Source organism: Microbacterium sp. Root166, assembly GCF_001427145.1.
Lineage (GTDB): Bacteria > Actinomycetota > Actinomycetes > Actinomycetales > Microbacteriaceae > Microbacterium.
Genome location: NZ_LMGL01000001.1, coordinates 1,374,002 through 1,390,552 on the forward strand (window position 1 = coordinate 1,374,002; position 16,551 = coordinate 1,390,552).

Annotated in this window: 20 protein-coding genes and 1 pseudogene; 10 read left to right on the plus strand and 11 right to left on the minus strand. The window is 69.7% G+C overall.

Features of this window, described 5'->3' with window-relative positions; translation table 11 throughout:
* Positions 1–3: 3 nt before the first annotated feature.
* Genes ASD56_RS06205 through ASD56_RS06215 form a run of 3 tightly spaced genes read right to left on the minus strand, consistent with a single transcriptional unit; the run spans position 4 to position 1,501 of the window.
* The gene (locus ASD56_RS06205; RefSeq protein ID WP_055962558.1) at positions 4–792 is read right to left on the minus strand and encodes an ABC transporter ATP-binding protein; all 789 of its coding nucleotides are present in this window, start codon (positions 790–792) and stop codon (positions 4–6) included.
* The gene (locus ASD56_RS06210) at positions 789–1,157 is read right to left on the minus strand and encodes a DUF1048 domain-containing protein (protein WP_055962561.1); all 369 of its coding nucleotides are present in this window, start codon (positions 1,155–1,157) and stop codon (positions 789–791) included. Before ASD56_RS06210 ends, ASD56_RS06205 begins: the two co-directional genes overlap by 4 nt.
* Positions 1,154–1,501: a PadR family transcriptional regulator gene (locus ASD56_RS06215; RefSeq protein WP_055962564.1), complete on the minus strand. Its 348-nt coding sequence runs from the start codon at positions 1,499–1,501 to the stop codon at positions 1,154–1,156. Before ASD56_RS06215 ends, ASD56_RS06210 begins: the two co-directional genes overlap by 4 nt.
* 106 nt (positions 1,502–1,607) lie before the next feature.
* Here ASD56_RS06215 and ASD56_RS06220 point away from each other — a divergent pair, with 106 nt between their 5' ends.
* From ASD56_RS06220 to ASD56_RS06235, 4 genes are all read left to right on the plus strand, one after another.
* Positions 1,608–2,159 (plus strand): YaeQ family protein, encoded by a 552-nt coding sequence (locus tag ASD56_RS06220; RefSeq protein ID WP_055962567.1) that lies wholly within the window; start codon positions 1,608–1,610, stop codon positions 2,157–2,159.
* Positions 2,160–2,268: 109 nt separating this feature from the next.
* Positions 2,269–2,976, plus strand: coding sequence for a hypothetical protein (locus tag ASD56_RS06225; RefSeq protein ID WP_055962570.1), 708 nt, complete (start codon positions 2,269–2,271; stop codon positions 2,974–2,976).
* A 49-nt stretch (positions 2,977–3,025) separates the two neighbouring features.
* Positions 3,026–3,211 (plus strand): CsbD family protein, encoded by a 186-nt coding sequence (locus tag ASD56_RS06230; protein WP_055962571.1) that lies wholly within the window; start codon positions 3,026–3,028, stop codon positions 3,209–3,211.
* 215 nt (positions 3,212–3,426) lie between these two features.
* Positions 3,427–4,113, plus strand: coding sequence for a GntR family transcriptional regulator (locus ASD56_RS06235; protein WP_055962576.1), 687 nt, complete (start codon positions 3,427–3,429; stop codon positions 4,111–4,113).
* Between the two features lie 17 nt (positions 4,114–4,130).
* On the opposite strand, the gene panB is transcribed toward ASD56_RS06235, so the two are convergent.
* From panB to ASD56_RS06250, 3 genes are read right to left on the minus strand one after another with little or no spacing between them, the layout of a single operon-like run.
* On the minus strand, positions 4,131–5,003 hold the full coding sequence (panB, locus tag ASD56_RS06240) for a 3-methyl-2-oxobutanoate hydroxymethyltransferase (protein WP_055962580.1): 873 nt from the start codon (positions 5,001–5,003) through the stop codon (positions 4,131–4,133).
* Positions 5,000–5,851 (minus strand): pantoate--beta-alanine ligase, encoded by an 852-nt coding sequence (gene panC / locus ASD56_RS06245; protein ID WP_055962582.1) that lies wholly within the window; start codon positions 5,849–5,851, stop codon positions 5,000–5,002. Before panC ends, panB begins: the two co-directional genes overlap by 4 nt.
* Positions 5,848–6,585, minus strand: a complete 738-nt coding sequence (locus ASD56_RS06250) for a DUF2520 domain-containing protein (protein WP_055962585.1) — start codon at positions 6,583–6,585, stop codon at positions 5,848–5,850. Before ASD56_RS06250 ends, panC begins: the two co-directional genes overlap by 4 nt.
* 119 nt (positions 6,586–6,704) lie before the next feature.
* Here ASD56_RS06250 and ASD56_RS06255 point away from each other — a divergent pair, with 119 nt between their 5' ends.
* Positions 6,705–7,577, plus strand: a complete 873-nt coding sequence (locus ASD56_RS06255) for a potassium channel family protein (protein ID WP_055962588.1) — start codon at positions 6,705–6,707, stop codon at positions 7,575–7,577.
* A gap of 28 nt (positions 7,578–7,605) precedes the next feature.
* Complete coding sequence (locus ASD56_RS06260) at positions 7,606–8,595, plus strand: FUSC family protein (RefSeq protein ID WP_055962590.1); 990 nt, start codon at positions 7,606–7,608, stop codon at positions 8,593–8,595.
* Positions 8,596–9,044: 449 nt separating this feature from the next.
* On the opposite strand, the gene ASD56_RS16365 is transcribed toward ASD56_RS06260, so the two are convergent.
* From ASD56_RS16365 to ASD56_RS06280, 3 genes are read right to left on the minus strand one after another with little or no spacing between them, the layout of a single operon-like run.
* On the minus strand, positions 9,045–10,241 hold the full coding sequence (locus ASD56_RS16365; RefSeq protein ID WP_157535787.1) for a S26 family signal peptidase: 1,197 nt from the start codon (positions 10,239–10,241) through the stop codon (positions 9,045–9,047).
* Positions 10,242–10,260: 19 nt separating this feature from the next.
* Positions 10,261–10,851: a SipW-dependent-type signal peptide-containing protein gene (locus tag ASD56_RS06275; RefSeq protein WP_162249507.1), complete on the minus strand. Its 591-nt coding sequence runs from the start codon at positions 10,849–10,851 to the stop codon at positions 10,261–10,263.
* Positions 10,852–10,901: 50 nt separating this feature from the next.
* A complete protein-coding gene (locus ASD56_RS06280) occupies positions 10,902–11,534 on the minus strand; it encodes a SipW-dependent-type signal peptide-containing protein (RefSeq protein ID WP_082541285.1) in 633 nt (210 codons plus the stop codon).
* Between the two features lie 291 nt (positions 11,535–11,825).
* On the opposite strand from ASD56_RS06280, the gene ASD56_RS06285 reads away from it, so the two are divergent.
* Together ASD56_RS06285 and ASD56_RS06290 are read left to right on the plus strand one after the other, a co-directional pair.
* The gene (locus ASD56_RS06285; protein ID WP_055962597.1) at positions 11,826–12,839 is read left to right on the plus strand and encodes a pyridoxal-phosphate dependent enzyme; all 1,014 of its coding nucleotides are present in this window, start codon (positions 11,826–11,828) and stop codon (positions 12,837–12,839) included.
* A complete protein-coding gene (locus ASD56_RS06290; RefSeq protein WP_055962599.1) occupies positions 12,836–13,996 on the plus strand; it encodes a cystathionine gamma-synthase in 1,161 nt (386 codons plus the stop codon). The genes ASD56_RS06285 and ASD56_RS06290 overlap by 4 nt, the downstream gene beginning before the upstream one ends.
* 65 nt (positions 13,997–14,061) lie before the next feature.
* Here the strand turns inward: ASD56_RS06290 and ASD56_RS06295 are convergent, their stop codons facing one another.
* Positions 14,062–15,123, minus strand: coding sequence for an SDR family NAD(P)-dependent oxidoreductase (locus ASD56_RS06295; RefSeq protein WP_055962603.1), 1,062 nt, complete (start codon positions 15,121–15,123; stop codon positions 14,062–14,064).
* A gap of 49 nt (positions 15,124–15,172) precedes the next feature.
* Between ASD56_RS06295 and ASD56_RS06300 the strand changes: the two genes are divergently transcribed.
* Together ASD56_RS06300 and ASD56_RS06305 are read left to right on the plus strand one after the other, a co-directional pair.
* On the plus strand, positions 15,173–15,736 hold the full coding sequence (locus ASD56_RS06300; RefSeq protein ID WP_055962605.1) for a TetR/AcrR family transcriptional regulator: 564 nt from the start codon (positions 15,173–15,175) through the stop codon (positions 15,734–15,736).
* A gap of 22 nt (positions 15,737–15,758) precedes the next feature.
* Entirely contained in the window at positions 15,759–16,076 is a 318-nt protein-coding gene (locus ASD56_RS06305) for a DUF7882 family protein (protein WP_055962608.1), read from the plus strand.
* Positions 16,077–16,214: 138 nt separating this feature from the next.
* Here ASD56_RS06305 and ASD56_RS06310 read toward each other — a convergent pair.
* Positions 16,215–16,535, minus strand: a pseudogene (locus ASD56_RS06310) (DUF7882 family protein); the annotation flags it as partial.
* Positions 16,536–16,551 lie beyond the last annotated feature (16 nt).

Below are 16,551 nucleotides of genomic sequence, written 5' to 3' on the forward strand. Positions count from 1 at the left end.
TCCTTACTTGTCTGTGGTGGCGGCGTCGGGGACGAGCCCGTCGTCGCCGGTGATCGCGAGGAAGACCTCCTCGAGGGTGGGCTGCTTCTCGACGTACTCGACGGTCGCGGCCGGCAGCAGGCGCTTGAGCTCGGCCAGCGTGCCGTTGACGATGATGCGCCCCTGGTGCAGGATCGCGATCCGGTCGGCGAGCTGCTCGGCCTCGTCGAGGTACTGCGTCGTCAGCAGCACGGTTGTGCCGCTGTCGGCGAGCTCCTTGATCGTCTGCCAGACCTCGATGCGCGCTTGCGGGTCGAGGCCGGTCGTCGGCTCGTCGAGGAAGATCACCGGCGGCCTGCCGATGAGGCTCATCGCGATGTCGAGCCGGCGGCGCATCCCGCCCGAGTACGTGCCCGCCCTGCGCCCGCCCGCCTCGGTCAGCGAGAAGCGGGCGAGCAGCTCGTCGGCGATCGCGCCCGGGTCCTTCAGGTGGCGGAGGCGAGCGAGCAGCACGAGGTTCTCGCGCCCAGTGAGGATCTCGTCCACCGCGGCGAACTGCCCGGTCAGGCTGATTGACTCCCGCACCTTCTGCGGCTGGGACGCCACGTCGAAGCCATGGACGTCGGCCGAGCCGGCATCCGCCTTCAGCAGGGTGGCGAGGATCCGCACCACCGTCGTCTTGCCGGCGCCGTTGGAGCCGAGCAGGGCGAAGATGCTGCCGCGGGCGACGTCGAAGTCGACGCCCTTCAGCACGTGGAGGTCCTTATAGGACTTCTCCAGTCCGGTCACCCGGATCGCGGCATCCGTGGTCATTTCTTCTCTCCTTCTTCGGCGTCGTCCATCGCCTTCGTCAGACGGGCGCGTTCCTTGTCGATCCACTGCTTGCCGGTGTACGCCTGCGCGAACGTCTCGGCGAACTCGACGGGGTCATCGCCCACGATGTCGCGGACGGGGGTGCCGTCGACCGCTGCGCGCTCCCACAGATCGGCCAGGTCGGTGTACATCGTGATGAGCGTGGGGCCGTCGGTGATGCCGCCGGAGTACATGAGGTACCGGTGCATCGCCTTGGCGGCGGCGGCGTACGGCTCGGGCAGGGCGTCGATGCGGGCCTTGTCCTTCTTGTACTGCTTCTTTTCTGCGAGCGCGCCGGTGAAGAGCTCGATCCACTTCGCGGTCATGCGCTGTCTCCTTGGTCGTTGCTGCTGTCGTGGAGCTGTTCGATGCGTTCTGCGAGGAAGCTCCACGTCCTCCAGAAGTCCTCGAGCTGTTCGCGTCCCTGCGCGTTGATCGAATAGACCTTGCGCGGCGGCCCCTTCTCGGAGGGGACCTTCTCGACATCCACGAAGCCGCGCTGCTCGACGCGGACGAGGAGCGCGTACACCGTGCCCTCGGCGAGGTCGGAGAAGCCCTGCTCGCGCAGTCGCGCGGTGATGTCGTAGCCGTACGCGGGACGATGCGACACGATCGAGAGCACGATGCCCTCGAGAGTGCCCTTGAGCATCTCCGTCATCTGACTGGCCATGCTCACCTCCTCTACTCTGTGCTGCTGACTACCACTAGACGGTAACACTAAGTACCGGTAGTTAGCAACACTGAATACTGAACTTCTTCGCGTAGGCTCCTGACCTATGGCACTGGGCGCGACGATCATCACCTTCACGGTGCAGCTGGCAGACGTCGATCGCGGGGTGTACGAGGAGCTCGCGCTGCGTGTGGCGCGGCATCCCTCCGAGACGGAGGCGTACATGATGACGCGCCTCCTCGCCTACTGCCTCGAGTACGAAGAGGGCATCGTGTTCAGTGACGGGATCTCGCAGACCGACGAGCCCGCCGTGCTGGTGCGCGACATGACGGGCCGGATCACCGCGTGGATCGAGATCGGCGCACCCGACGCGGAGCGCCTGCACTACGGCAGCAAGCTCGCCGACCGTGTCGCCGTGTACACGCACCGCGATCCGGCCAAGGTCGCGGCGCCCTGGACCGGGAAGAAGATCCACCAGGCCGAGGCGATCACGCTGTACAGCTTCGACCCGGGCTTCATCGACGATGCCGTCAGGCCCCTCGAACGTCGCAACGACATGACCGTCTCGGTCACCGAGCGCCAGCTGTACCTCGAGCTGAACGGAACGACGCTGAGCACGGAGATCCACGCGCACCCGGTCGTGGCGCCCGCTCTCTGAGGCCCCGTAAATCCGGGCTTTCCCGCCGTGCGGAGGGAAAGGATAAACGCTTGACCGGATGCTGGCAACCCAGGCTCTGAACGGCCGGGTCCCGGCTTATCGTCTGGCTATGAGCACCTCAAGCACGCCCCGTGACTCCGCAGGTCGCCCGATCGACGACTCGGGTCGCCCGATCGACGACCGCGCGTACACGGCGGACGACCGCGCCTACACGGCACCGGTCGACCGCGAACTCGCGCACTCCGACGCCCTCGCGCTCGAGAACCGCCGGTTCCGCGGCGTCAAGTTCGGCTCGGCGTTCTTCGGATGGCTGACGGCGTTCGGCGCCGCGGTGCTGCTGACCGCCGTGGTGGGCGCCATCGGCGCCGCGATCGGCGTCAACACCGGGACCACGGTTGAAGAAGCAGCGGATGCCGCGGCTGACAACGCCGAGACGGTCGGCATCGTCGGCATCATCGCGGTGGCCGTCGTGCTCTTCGTCGCCTACCTCGCGGGTGGCTACGTCGCCGGGCGCATGGCTCGGTTCAGCGGAGCGCTGCAGGGCGTCGCGGTGTGGGTGTGGGGCATCGTGATCGCGCTCCTCGTGGCCATCCTCTCGATGATCCTGGGTGCGCAGTGGGACATCCTCGGCAACCTCGACAGCTTCCCGCGGATCCCCATGGCCGACTCCGCCACCACCACGGGCATCATCACGGCGGTCGTCGCCGCGGTCATCACGCTGGGCGGCGCAATCCTCGGCGGCATGGCCGGCATGAAGTACCACCGCCGGGTCGACAGCGTCGGCCTCGGCGACGAGCGCGTCGTGCGGGATCGATGACGCACGCGATGGATCGGCGGCACGAGGCCGCCGGAGAGGAGAAGAGCCCATGGGCATGGACGACGACATGAAGCACGGCGCCGAGGAGATGAAGGGCAAGGTCAAGGAGTCGGTCGGAGACATGACCGACAACGAGCGCCTTCAGGCCGAAGGCAAGATGGACCAGGCCAAGGCCAACATCAAGCAGGCCGGCGACGATGTGAAGGACGCGTTCACCGACGACGACCGGAGGTGATCCGCACCTCTGGTGCCCCCCGCGCAGACGCGGGGGGCACTGGTGTGTCAGCGGTCAGTCTCCGGTGAGGACGACGAGCTGCTGGGTCGCGCGGGTCATCGCGACGTAGCGGTCGACGGCTCCCTCGATGCCGAGCCCCACCCGTCAGGCTCGACGAGCACCACCAGGTTGAACCCGGCAGCCGGTCCTGCGGGTCTATCTCCTATAGTGAGCGGATGCCGAACGGAGAACCCCTGCAGATCCCGAGGCGCCAGATCCTCTCCGATCACGTCTACGCACAGCTGAAGAGCCTGATCATGAACGGCCAGGTGCCGCCCGGCGAGCGCCTGAACATCGAGGACCTCTCACGACGACTCGACGTGTCGCCGACGCCCGTGCGCGAAGCGCTCGCCCGTCTGGAGTCGGAGGAGCTCACGATCAAGCTTCCGCTCCGCGGTTACACGACGACGGCTCTGCTGGACCGCGAACAGATTCTCGACCTCTACGATCTCCGGTTCCTCCTCGAGGTTCCCTCCGCCAAGCGAGCGGCCACGCGTGTTTCGGCGGCCGACGCCGATGCGCTGCGGGCCGAACTGGCGACCGTTCAGAACGCGCCGCACGCGGACGGGTACGAGACGTACCGGGTCTTCATCGATCACGATGCCCGCTTTCACCGACTCGTCCTCGATCTGGCGGGGAACGAGATGGTCACCCAGGCGTTCCTGCGCACGCACTGTCATCTCCACCTCTATCGGCTCGCATACGACGGAACGTCCGGCAGCGATGCCGTCGAAGAGCATGCGGTGCTGGTGGATGCGCTCGTCAGCGGCGATCCCGAGGCGGCTGAAGAGTCCATGCGCAACCATCTCGCCCTCGCGCGCGACCGCGTGCTCGCCGGCCTCGACGCTCGCCCGGCTCCCTGAGGCGAGCAGAGGGAACGTCAGCCGCCGAGCAGCTCGTGAAGCCGGGTGACCTCGGCCTCCGGCATCCCGTAGCCGTGCTCTTCTTCGGGGTAGCGACCTGAGCGGACGTCCTCGGCGTAGGCCGTGACGGCAGCGATCATCTCGCCGCGCAGCTCGGCGTAGCGCTTGACGAAGCGCGCGGCATGGCCGTCGTAGATGCCGAGCAGGTCGTGGAACACCAGCACCTGTCCGTCGGTTCCGGGACCGGCGCCGATGCCGATCACGGGCACCGACAGCCGGGGCATGATGGCGTCGGTGACCGCGGTGGGGATGGCCTCGAAGACGAGGGCGAAGCACCCTGCCTCCTCGAGGGCGCGGGCGCTCTCGAGGAGAGTCACGGCCTCGTCGGCGGTGCGGCCCTGCGAGCGGTAGCCGCCGATCGTCGCGGCGGTCTGCGGGGTGAGCCCGATGTGGCCCATGACCGGGATGCCGGCGGCGACGATGGCCCGGGCGCGCTGCACCGACGTGCCGCCCCGTTCGATCTTCACGCCGTCGCAGCCCGTCGTCTTCACGAACCGCTGCGCGGTGGCCACGGCCTGCTCGTCCGATCCCTCGTACGAGCCGAAGGGGAGATCGGCGATGAGCAGCGGGGTCGAGAGACCTCGCCGAACCGCCGAGGTCAGCACGAGCATCTCGTCCACGGTGATGGGGACGGTGCTGTCATATCCGAGCACCGTCATCGCGCCCGAGTCGCCGACGAGCACGACGTCGACGCCCGCGGCCTCGGCGATCTGCGCGCTCGGGTAGTCGTACGCGGTGACCATCGCGATCGGATCCCCGGCGGCCTTCTGGGCGGCCAGGTCGGCGAAGGTGCGTCGCCGGGCGGGCGTCGCGGTGGGTCCTGTGCTCATGCGTGGGCCTCCAGAATCCGGTTGTCGATGAGGCGTGCGGCGCCGACGCGCGCGGCGACCGCGAGCAGTGCGGCGTCGTCGACGGTGTCGACCGGAGCGAGGTCGCCGGCGGACCGCAGCTCGAGATACTCGGGCTCGATGCCTGCGGCGTCGAGCACCGATCGCGCCGCCGCGACCACGGCCGCGGCATCCGTCTCTCCCGCGGCGACAGCCGCTTCGGCGGCGTCGAGCGCACGGTTGATGTGCGCGGCGCGCGCACGGGCTCCGGCGTCGAGGTAGACGTTGCGCGAGCTCATCGCCAGACCGTCGGGCTCGCGGACGATCGGGCAGGCCTCGATGCGCACCGGGATGTCGAGGTCGCGCACCACGCGGCGCACCACGAGCACCTGCTGGGCGTCCTTCTGCCCGAAGTAGGCGGTGTCGGGCGCGACGATCTGCAGCAGCTTCGTGACGACGGTGGCGACGCCGTCGAAGTGGCCCGGGCCGCGCGTCGCCCCGCAGAGCACGTCGGTGATCCCGGAGACATGGATGCTCGTGGCGAAGCCGTGCGGATACACCTCGTCGACGGCGGGAGCGAACAGGATGTCGGCGCCCGCGCCCGCGGCGAGCTCGGCGTCGCGGGCCTCGTCGCGGGGGTACGCGGTGAGATCTTCGCCCGCGCCGAACTGCGTGGGGTTGACGAACAGCGAGACGACGACGAGATCGGTGCCGGCCCGAGCGGCGCGGATCAGCGAGAGGTGGCCCTCGTGGAAGGCGCCCATCGTGGGCACCAGCCCGACGGTACGGCCCTCGGCACGGGCTGCGCGCACGGCGGAGCGGACGTCGGCGACGGTTCTCAGGATCCTCATGCGGTGTGCTCCTCGGCAGCGGCCAGCGCGCGCGTGCGCTCGACCAGGATGTCGAACAGCGGAAGCTCTGCGGGTGTTCCGGCGCGGACCGCTTCTCGCTGCCGGTCGACCGTCACCTCGTCACCGCGCGCGACGGGTCCGGTGAGGGCTGCGCGCGGTCCGTGCTGCGCCCAGTTGTCGACCGTTCCGTGCACGAGGGGCACGAGGTGGCGGCGCAGCACGACGGGATCCAGGCCCGATGCCGCGGCCGTAGCCTCGGCCGCCGCGGCGAGGGTGACGAAGAAGTTGGAGGCGATCGAGGCGGCCGCGTGGTACCCGGCGCGCTGATCGTCGGTCACGGTGAACGCCTCGCCGCCGACGGCGGCCACGAGGTCGCCGGCCGCGCTCAGGGCGTCGGGCGAGACGCCCGCAACGGCGCAGCCGATCCCCTGGAACGCGTCGGGTCCCTCGTCGCCGACGAACGCCCGCAGCGGATGCAGCCCGAAGTCCGCGCCGGATTCGCTCAGGGTGGTGGCGCCCGACGTGTGCCCGACCAGCGCGGCGCCGGCTCGCGCAGCGCGCACCGCCGCAGAGATCTCGCGGTCGGGAACGCACAGCAGCACGATGTCGGCCGGCTCCACCGGCTCGCCGCGACCGGTCGGTCCGTTGACCCGGTATCCGGCGGCGCGCAGCGCGGTTGCCGCGGCCCGGCCCAGGCGTCCGGGGCCGACGATGCTGATGGTCGCTGCGCTCATGGTCTCTTCCGCAGGCGGCTGCGGTGCGCCACCCAGTATCGCACCACCCCTCCGGCCCGCGAACTCGCGCGAATGTCACCATCGCAGCGGAGAGCGGTAGGTACTGCCAGAATCCAGGCATGGCCGCACCGCGCACTGAGCTCAAGAGCACCGGATACGAGATCTTCATCGGGCTGCTCTCGATGCTGTCGATCGCCAACCTCGTCCTCGTCTACGCCTTCGTGCACGACCCGGCACTGCAGCAGATCCTCAGTGTGATGAACGCGTTGTTCAGCGTGATCTTCCTGATCGACTTCATCTATCGCATCAGGACCGCGCCTTCGGCGGGCGCGTATTTCTTCAAGCACTTCGGCTGGGCAGACCTCCTCGCGAGCCTTCCCTTCCCGCAGGCGAAGATCCTGCGCGTCTTCCGCCTGGTGCGCGTCGCGCGCCTCATGCGAGATGTCGGACCTCGCAACCTCTGGAAGGCGATCGTTCGCGACCGCGCGGGTAGCGCGCTCCTGCTGCTCCTGCTCATGGGCATCCTCGTCCTCCAGTTCGGCAGCCTGATGGTGCTGCGCGTGGAGCAGTACGCCAACGGCGCGAACATCACGTCGGCCTCGGACGCGCTCTGGTACACCATCGTGACGATCTCGACCGTCGGCTACGGCGATCAGTTCCCCGTCACGGACGCCGGCCGCCTCATCGGCGCGGGCATCATCGTCATCGGCGTCGGCATCTTCGGCACGTTCACCGGCTACCTGGCGAACCTCTTCCTCACGCCCAAGAAGAGCAAGGACGAATCGGATGCCGCGGCCGCCGCGCCGGTGGATGACAGCGTGACAGCGGCCGAGGCCGCCCCGGCCGTCATCGTGCCGGCCGCTGCCGTCGTGTCCGCGAGTGCGACGACGGAGGAGCTCCGCGAACTGCTCGCCCGGTCCGAGGCGAACCTCGCCGAGATGCGGGTGCTGCTGGGCGCGCCGGACGACGGAGTGGGCTCCGCACCCGCGTGATGCGGCTCGCATGCGGCAGGGTGGTCGCATGATTGCCGCTCGCCCGATCGCCTGGTCCTGGCGCGGCGTCGCCCACGGCGCGATTCTCGGTGTTCCTGCCGCGATCGCGTCGGTCAGCGACCCAGGGCTCGGTCTCGCGCTCGCCGTCGGCGTGCTCCCGGCTGCGGCGCTCGGCCTGCGCAGCACCCGGCGCGAGCGCGCGATGGTGGTCGTCATCGGAGCGGTCGCCGGGGTGTCGCTGTTCCTCGGCTCGCTGGTGTCGGGCCTTCCGGTGCTCGCCGTTGCGCTGGTGTTCGCGCTGTGCGTCGGCGTCGCCCTGGCGGTCGCGGACTCGTCGCGGCGGCTTGCGCCGCTCGTGATGATGCTGGGGCTTCCGCTGTACGGCGCGGGGCTGTCCGAGAGTTCGTGGTCGGCCGGCCTGGCCGCCGGCCTGCTGATCGTCGGCGGCTCGGTATACGGGTGGCTCGTCTCGCTGGTCTGGCCGAGCGGCCCGGCCGTTGCGCGGCCGCCGCGGCGGGCGGCTCCTCGCTCGGCGATGCTCGTCTACGGCATCCAGATCGGACTCGCCGGCGCCGCCGGCGCGGCACTCGGCTTCGCGCTCGGAGTCGACCACCCCGGCTGGGCGTGCACGGCCGCACTGCTCGTGAGCCGCCCGGACCGCCGGCAGCTCGACGCCCGCGGAGCGGGCCGTACGGTCTCGGTCGTCGCCGGTGCGCTCGTCGCGTGCGCCCTCGCCGCGGCGTCGCCGTCGGCGCCGGCCATCGGCGCCGCCGTGCTCGTGGTGCTCGCGGTGGCCGCCGGCACCGCGGGGAGCCGCTGGTACGTGTTCCCGTTCTTCTCGACGGTGATCGTGCTGTCGATGCTGCTCCAGGACGAGACGACGCCGCCGGCGCACTGGTTCGTGGAGCGGGTGCTGCTCACGCTGGCCGGAGTCGCGCTCGCACTGGCGGCCGCGTGGGTGGTGCCGAAGGTGGCGCGGCGAGTGGGTCGGACGGAGCGTCTAGGGGGACCGGACTAGCGGCGAACAGTTACTGACGAGGCCGGTGAGGAACGTGACGCTGGCCGTGGCGGCAGCCGACTCCCAGCCCCCAGGTCCAACCGCGTAGAGCGAATAGATTCCGGAACCGAGGTCGAGGAGGCTTCGTGGAAGCGACATGCTTATGGCACTCGCACCCAACGTGCCTGCCTTGTCGACCGCCCCTACGAGAGCCCACCTATATCCGCTGCGCGCCAGTCCACCCGAGGCTGGCGCAGTCCACGTGAAGTCGATCGCTCCGAGGAGACCCTCGGAACAGTTGAGGTTGGAAACCGCTGTGACCTTGCCCGCGGTCATCGTGTCGCTGGTCGTGAATTCACTGTCCGTCCAGGCGGCATCGGTGTGGACCGGGCCGCCGGTGAACCCGGTCAGCGTGACGCATACGAGTGCCACGACGAAGACGGCGGCACGCAGCATCCGTGATCGTCGATTCATGGGCGCACCCTGCTGCGCGCGTAGACGCCGGCTCCGGCCGCCGCGAGCACCAGCGCCGTCGCCGCGAGCAGCCACGGCGCCTGCGCCCCTGTCGCGGGCAGAGCGCCGCCGGGACCGGTCGACACGTCGTCGCCCATGCCCACCGCCCGGACCGTGAGGTCGACCGCACCCGCGGCGTCTGGGTCGGCGGTGGCGGGCATCGCAACCACGACACGCAGCCAGCTCTGCTCGGTCGACGTCATCGATTGGATGCTGCGCTCCACGCCGTCGAGCGGCACAGGCTCCTCGCGGACCAGAGTCGTCGGGGTGGGGCAGGATCCACTCACCCATCGTTGCGGGCACGTGAGGACCTCGTACTGGAGGGCCAGCTCGGGGTCGCCCAGGGAGGAGAGCAGCACAGTGATCGTGCCCGGGGTGGGCGCGTCCGCACTGACTCCGACCTCCCACGCGGCGGATCCGCCGGGAAGAAGATCCCGCATCTGCGGCTGCTCGATGGAGATCAGACGGATGACCTCGCCCTGGATGATCCGCTCACCGCTCGCAGCGTGTGCTTGGTGGGGTGCGGCGACGATCGATCCGACCGCGAGCAACAGGGCCATGGCGGTGACGACGCCGGCGGTCTTGCCCGGGGCATCAGCAGATTCGGGTTCCGATTCCGGTACGGGCTCGCGTTCCCTTGTGCGCCTGTCGCGGCGCGGCCAGAACACCCACACCACCAGGACCGTCGCGCACACCGTGATGGTGCCGAGCACCCACGGGTTGCCCATCGAGGCGATCACCGGAGCGATTCCGGGCACCGAGCCGACCACCAGGCGCACGCGCTCGACGTCGTATGGCAGAGGGTCGTCGACGGCGTTGGCGTCTCCGCGCATCGTGATGCGGCGCATCTCGGCGGACGCGTCGGGCACCTCCGCCACACTCGTCACTCGGTGCGTGATCGGCAGCTTCCCCGGTCGATCGACCGTGACCACGTCTCCGACGGCGATCTCGTCCGCCGGGATGTGCCGCACGATCGCCGCGGAGCCCGCGGGAATCGTCGGCGACATCGACCCGGTGCTGAAAAGGATGATGCGCACGTCGAAGATGGCGGCGACGATCACGAGCGCGATGCACACGGCGCCCAGCACGGCCGCGACCGTGAGGGCGCCGTCGCCGAGGACGGCCCCCCACGATCGTTCATCCCTGCGTGGCATGGTGCGCTCTGACTTCAGATCAGCTGTTCGACGTCGACGTGAAGGTCCACGTCACCGTCCCGGTGGTTCCTTGGAACGTGTTGGGCGAACCGGGTGCGACGCGCACCTCGAAGCACAGTCCGATTGCACCGTTGGCCGCGGCGATCGGACTGGCGATCACGGGCGTGGGAGCCGGTGGCGCTGCCGCCACGTAGGTCGTGGCATTCCCCGCGATGAACGTGCCGGTCGTGAACGCGCCCGCATTGCAGGTAGCGGTGGGGTTCACCGCGGTCATGCGCACGGCGCGATACTGCAGCGCGGGCGCGAGTGCGCCACTGCTCGTGATCCCCGTCAGCGAGACGGTCCCCGCGACGTTGGTGGTGAGAGTGGTGCGGACGTTCAACCAGGCATAGTGCGACACGCTCGGCGACATCGCCGTCGCGTTGAACGTGAGCGAGGCGCCTGGCGCCGTCGTGTTGCTGGCGTACGTCGGTGACCCCGCGCTCTGCGACTCCGTGTCGAAGATGCTCGCGCCGAAGCTGCCCGTCGCGTTCTCGGTGTCGGTCCACGCCGCGAGCGTGGCGAACGAGCCGATGCCGAAGACGAGTCCTGCGGCGAGGACCACCCTCACGCGCCGGCTCCGAAGTCGCCGGCGCGTGATCCGCCTCGAGGAGCCCACGATCAGAGCGGGTCGCCCGACGTGCCCGCGAACTCCCACGTGATGGTTCCGGTCGCGCCCTGCGGCAGGCCGGCGCCGGCGGTCACGACGAAGCAGAGGTTGACGGGCGTCGCGGCAGCGGTGAGGTCGAATGCGGGAACGGTGCCGGTCGCGGTGGCCGCGCGGTTCGCGACGATGGCGGTCCCGGTCGGGGGAGCCGCCTCGGAGCAGGTGGCCCCGAAGGTGCCGACGTCGTACAGCGAGTAGGTCAGGTTGGTGCCGATTGCGCCGCCGATGACGTTCTCGAGCGTCACGTCCGCGGCGTAGTCGGAATCGGTGGAGAGCTGCACCGCGAACGGTGCGTAGACGACGTCTCCCGGTGAGAGCACGTCAGCGTCCAGCGCGAAGGCGAGCGTCTTGCCCGGGGCGGCCGGGTCGCTCGAGAAGGCCGTGCCGTCCGTGCTGCCCTGCAGATCGAACTGACCTGACGAGAACGTGCCGGTGGCGAACTCGGAGTCGTTCCACACAGCGAGGGTGACGGCGGCACCGACGCCGAGCACGAGGCCTCCGGCGAGGATCGCCGCCACCATGCGGCGCCGGTCGCGCGAGCGTCCGGGTGATTCGGGCACGGTCGGGGGAACTGTCTGGGCGGTCATGCTGTCTCCTTGATGCGATGGGTTGATACGGCATGCCCCAGACATGTGCTCCGATGCTAGAGCGGCGTGTCGCCCGGCGACAGGGGGGCAGGCTCATGCTTCGGCAAGCATGTGACCAACGCCACCGCGACGATTCCTCAGATGTCGGCAGCCGTCGCGCACCTCGATGGATCGGGCTACACTGACCGACGTGTTGACCTGTCGTTGTTGTCGCTGAGTGCCGTAGGCACGCTTCCGCGACCCCAGACAGCACTTCCGCGCACTCGCGCGGCGACACCGAGGACTCCATCCGTGCGTTACGCCAAGAGCGTTGCCGACCTCGTCGGCGACACCCCCCTCGTCCAGCTCACCCGTGTCACCGAGGGCATCGCCGCCACGGTGCTCGCGAAGGTCGAGTACTTCAATCCCGGCGGGTCCGCCAAGGACCGCATCGCCCGCGGCATCATCGACGCCGCCGAGCGCGACGGCCTGCTCAAACCCGGCGGCACGATCGTCGAGCCGACCAGCGGCAACACCGGCGTCGGCCTGGCTCTGGTCGCGCTCGAGCGGGGCTACCGCATGATCTTCGTGGTGCCCGACAAGTTCGCGGGCGAGAAGGTCGCCGTGCTCAAGGCCTATGGCGCCGAGGTCGTCATGACCGAGACCAGCGTCGAGCCCGACGATCCGCGGTCGTACTACAGCGTCTCGGACCGGCTCGTCCGCGAGATCCCGGGCGCCTTCAAGCCCAATCAGTTCGCGAACCAGAACGGCCCGGCCGCCCACTTCGGGTCGACCGGTCCCGAGATCTGGCGCGACACCGACGGGCGGGTCACGCACTTCGTGGCCGGCATCGGCACGGGCGGAACGATCACGGGCACCGGCCGGTACCTCCGCGATGTGTCCGGCGGCGCCGTCGAAGTGGTGGGCGTCGATCCCGAGGGCTCGATCTATTCCGGCGGCCCGGTGCACGGCTACCTGGTCGAGGGTGTGGGGGAGGACTTCTGGCCCGAGACGTACGACCCCTCCGTGGTCGGATCTCTCGAGCGAGTAGCGGATGCCGAATCCTTCGCCATGACCCGCCGGCTGGCGCGCGAAGAGGGCCTTCTCGTCGGCGGTTCCAGCGGGATGGCCGTCGTCGGCGCCCTCCGGGTCGCGAAGGACCTGCCCGCCGACGCCGTCGTGGTGGTGCTGCTTCCCGATCACGGCCGCGGCTACCTCAGCCGGATCTACGACGACGAGTGGATGCGCTCACGCGGGTTCGACCTGGACGATCCGCCGCATCCGCCCTACGAAGCACCCACCCCCATCGAAGGAGCATCCGAATGACCGACCCGATCGACCCGCGCGGATTCGACACCAGGGCGGTGCATGCCGGTCAGGCGTTCGACCCGACGACGGGCGCGGTCATCCCGCCCGTGCACTTCTCGACCACCTATGCCCAGGACGGCATCGGCGGTCTGCGGCAGGGCTACGAGTACGGGCGCAGCGGCAACCCGACGCGCACCGCGCTCGAGGCGCAGCTCGCCGCGCTCGAGGGAGGAGCGCACGGGCTCTCGTTCGCATCGGGCCTCGCGGCCGAGGATGCCCTGCTGCGCGCGGTCCTCAAGCCCGGCGACGAGGTGCTCCTGGGCGACGACGTCTACGGCGGCACCTACCGTCTCATCGCCCGGATCCTGGGCCCCTGGGGCGTCGGTCTGCGCGTGGTCGACATGAGCGACCTGACCGCGGTCGAGGCCGCGCTCGCCGAGCGCCCGGCGCGCATCGTCTGGGTCGAGACGCCGAGCAACCCGCTGCTGCGCATCACCGACATCGCGGGCCTCGCCCGGCTCGGCCACGCGGCGGGCGCTCTGGTCGTGGTGGACAACACGTTCGCCTCGCCCGCGCTGCAGCAGCCGCTGTCGCTCGGCGCCGACGTCGTCGTGCACTCGACCACGAAGTACCTGGGTGGGCACTCCGACGTCGTCGGCGGTGCGCTCGTCATGAACGACGACGCGCTCCACGAGCAGGCCAAGTTCCTGCAGTTCGCGGCCGGCGCCGTATCGGGACCGCTCGACGCCTGGCTCACGACCCGCGGCATCAAGACGCTCGGACTGCGGATGCGCCGGCACAGCGAGAACGCCCAGTCGGTGGCGGAGTTCCTCGCCGGGCACCCCAGGATCGCGCGCGTCCACTACCCCGGACTCGCCACGCACCCGGGTCACGAGCTCGCCGCCCGCCAGATGTCGGGATTCGGCGGCATCGTCTCGGCGGAGCTGGCGGATGCGGCATCCGCTCGCCGCTTCGCCGAATCGACGCGCCTGTTCCAGCTGGCCGAATCGCTCGGCGGCGTCGAGTCGCTCATGAACTACCCCGACGAGATGACGCACGCATCGGTGCGGGGCACCGAGCTGGCCGTTCCCGAGGAGCTCGTGCGGCTGTCGGTGGGCATCGAGAGCGCCGACGACCTCATCGCCGACCTCGACGCGGCGCTCGCCGCACTGTAGTCACGCACAGCCGAAGGGCCCTGGAGTCGCCTCTCCAGGGCCCTTCGGGGTGCGTCGCAGTGCGATCAGGCGGCCGACCAGCCGCCGTCACTCGGGAGCACCACTCCGTTGATGTTCACACCATCTTCGGAAAGAAGGAAGGTGATGGATGCCGCGAGGGCGTCGGCCTCGACCGGATCGGGCATGACCGACATGCCGACCTGGATGCGCGAAGCGCCCAGCGGCGAGCCGAACGTGGCCTCGATGTTGGTGATCGTGGGTCCGGGCGCGACCGCGTTCACGCGGATGCCGCTGGGTCCGTACATGAAGGCGCTCGACTTCGTGAGCCCGGCGACCGCGTGCTTCGAGGCGGTGTAGGCGGCACCGGCGGCGGAGCCGCGCAGCGCAGCCTCGGACGCGGTGTTCACGATCGAGCCGCCGCCCTGAGCGAGCATCGCGGGGATGACGGCGCGCATCATCTTCATGGTGCCCTCGACGTTCACGCGGAAGACGCGCTGCCACACGGCATCCGTCACGTCGCCGACGGGGGTCATGTCGTCCATGATCCCGGCGATGTTCGCGAGACCGTCGATCGTGTCTCCGGCGGCCTCGACGATGCGCGCGACGCCCGCGTCGTCGGTGATGTCGGCCACCAGCGACACGATGTCGGATCCGGCGTGCTCGGCGAGGAACTCGTCCAGACGCTCCTGGCTGACGTCGACCGCGACCACGCGCCCGCCCTCACGGGCGATCCGGGATGCCGTCGCCCGGCCGATGCCCGATCCGGCACCGGTGACGATCACCGTCTGGCCGGTGAAGCGGCCCTGATCCAGGCGCTCGGTCCACTCGCGCAACGCCACGGCGGCCTCGGCATCCTCTGCGTCGGAATCGACGGCGACAGGCACCGGGGCTCCGGCGGGGACATCACCGGCAGCCACCCGGCGGATGAGATCGTCGAGCATCTCCTGCGTGAAGGCCCCGCGGCTCATCTTGACCAGACGCTTGATGGCGAGGCGCCGGACCGGTTTGAAGACGTCGGGGGACTGCCCGCTCTGCGCGAGCATATCGGTGAGGATCGCGTTGCCGGCCGGGTCGGCCAGCCAGTCGGCGATCGAGGAGTCGCCGGTGAGCGGCTTCGGGTTGCCCATGTGTGTTTCCTTTCGACCGGACATCAGTGTCCGGTACTAGGCTACACCCGTGTCGACCGCCCTCTCCCCTCGCACCAACCGCGGTCCCGCCGCCGCTGCGGACAACCGCCGTGCCCTCATCGCCGCCGCGCGCGAGGTGTACGCCGAAGGCGGGCTCAGCGCGCCCTTCAGCGCGGTCGCCAAGCGCGCCGGCGTCGGTCAGGGCAGCCTCTACCGTCACTTCCCCGACCGGACGGCGCTGGCGGTCGCGGTGTTCGAGGAGAACGTCGCCGACCTCGAGGTCTTCACCGCGACGGGCGAGCGCACGATCGACGACCTGATGGATCGCGTCGTCGACCAGGCGGTCTCGTCGACCGCGTTCATCGAGCTGATCACGGCCGACATGAACGACCCTCGCGTTCAGCCTCTCGGCGAGCGGTTCGGGGCGGTCGTCGCTGCTCTCGTCGCCCGTGAGCGAGCCGCCGGACGCCTCGGCGAGCACATCGACGCGGCGGATGTGAACATGGCCGTGGGGATGCTTGCGACCGAGCTCGCGCGCGCCGACGCCGCCTCGCGCCCCGCCGTCGCCCGACGCGCACGGGCCCTCTTCCACGCCGCATTCGCTCCGCGCTGACCTGTGCCCTTATGCTCCTGGCATGGGCAGGTTCATCTACGACACGGCCGCCAATGCCGTCGACATCGAAGACCGGACACTCGCGCACCTGCGCATCGTGATGATGAACAAGCTGCGCCGGTCTGAGCCGTTCATGTTCGACGTCGAGGTCGGCGACGGCAGCGGTCGCCGCAGCTTCTGGATCCACCCCTCGGTGCCGCTCCAGTTCCACTTCTTCGGCAGTCGTCAGCCCCGGATCAACCGGCTCTGGGTCGAGGAGCTCATGCAGGCCGCGAGCGGACCCGGCGGCCTCACGATCCTGCCCGAGCCCTCTGACGAAGCGCCGCCCGAGCAGGGCTGACCGCGCGCCGCGAAAGCGTCAGCCGGCGGGAATGTCCGCCGGCGGCACGTCGGTGCCGGCGACCTTGAGCTTGTCGATCTCGAGGCTCTCGACCTCGACCGTGCCGACCTTCAGCGTGTCCGCTTCGCCGTCCTGGCCCACGACCGGCACGGGGCCGGTGTCGAAGTGCTCCGCGATCAGCGTGATGCCGCCGGAGGAGTTCGCGGAGTTCGCCAGCTCTTCGATCCACTCGCGGCTGAGTTCGGTGGGATCGGGATCGTCGAAGACGAAGCGCAGCGGGATCGACGGATGCAGCCAGATCGTGCTGCGTCCTCGCGGCTGATCGTCCGGATGCTTCCACGACACCGTGAAGCTCTCGTCTCGGCGCAGCTTGGTCGCGATGACGACTTTCAGGTGCGCGAGCGCGCGGTCTTCGATGTGGATCGGTGTGGCCGATCCTCCGTAGTAGATGGTCCCCACGATCAGAAGCCTAAGC

Coding starts and splice junctions, on each gene's coding strand:
- ASD56_RS06205 (WP_055962558.1), bottom strand. CDS start 792: ATGACCACGGATGCCGCGATCCGGGTGACCGGACTGGAGAAGTCCTAT.
- ASD56_RS06210 (WP_055962561.1), bottom strand. CDS start 1,157: ATGACCGCGAAGTGGATCGAGCTCTTCACCGGCGCGCTCGCAGAAAAG.
- ASD56_RS06215 (WP_055962564.1), bottom strand. CDS start 1,501: ATGGCCAGTCAGATGACGGAGATGCTCAAGGGCACTCTCGAGGGCATC.
- ASD56_RS06220 (WP_055962567.1), top strand. CDS start 1,608: ATGGCACTGGGCGCGACGATCATCACCTTCACGGTGCAGCTGGCAGAC.
- ASD56_RS06225 (WP_055962570.1), top strand. CDS start 2,269: ATGAGCACCTCAAGCACGCCCCGTGACTCCGCAGGTCGCCCGATCGAC.
- ASD56_RS06230 (WP_055962571.1), top strand. CDS start 3,026: ATGGGCATGGACGACGACATGAAGCACGGCGCCGAGGAGATGAAGGGC.
- ASD56_RS06235 (WP_055962576.1), top strand. CDS start 3,427: ATGCCGAACGGAGAACCCCTGCAGATCCCGAGGCGCCAGATCCTCTCC.
- panB (WP_055962580.1), bottom strand. CDS start 5,003: ATGAGCACAGGACCCACCGCGACGCCCGCCCGGCGACGCACCTTCGCC.
- panC (WP_055962582.1), bottom strand. CDS start 5,851: ATGAGGATCCTGAGAACCGTCGCCGACGTCCGCTCCGCCGTGCGCGCA.
- ASD56_RS06250 (WP_055962585.1), bottom strand. CDS start 6,585: ATGAGCGCAGCGACCATCAGCATCGTCGGCCCCGGACGCCTGGGCCGG.
- ASD56_RS06255 (WP_055962588.1), top strand. CDS start 6,705: ATGGCCGCACCGCGCACTGAGCTCAAGAGCACCGGATACGAGATCTTC.
- ASD56_RS06260 (WP_055962590.1), top strand. CDS start 7,606: ATGATTGCCGCTCGCCCGATCGCCTGGTCCTGGCGCGGCGTCGCCCAC.
- ASD56_RS16365 (WP_157535787.1), bottom strand. CDS start 10,241: ATGCCACGCAGGGATGAACGATCGTGGGGGGCCGTCCTCGGCGACGGC.
- ASD56_RS06280 (WP_082541285.1), bottom strand. CDS start 11,534: ATGACCGCCCAGACAGTTCCCCCGACCGTGCCCGAATCACCCGGACGC.
- ASD56_RS06290 (WP_055962599.1), top strand. CDS start 12,836: ATGACCGACCCGATCGACCCGCGCGGATTCGACACCAGGGCGGTGCAT.
- ASD56_RS06295 (WP_055962603.1), bottom strand. CDS start 15,123: ATGGGCAACCCGAAGCCGCTCACCGGCGACTCCTCGATCGCCGACTGG.
- ASD56_RS06305 (WP_055962608.1), top strand. CDS start 15,759: ATGGGCAGGTTCATCTACGACACGGCCGCCAATGCCGTCGACATCGAA.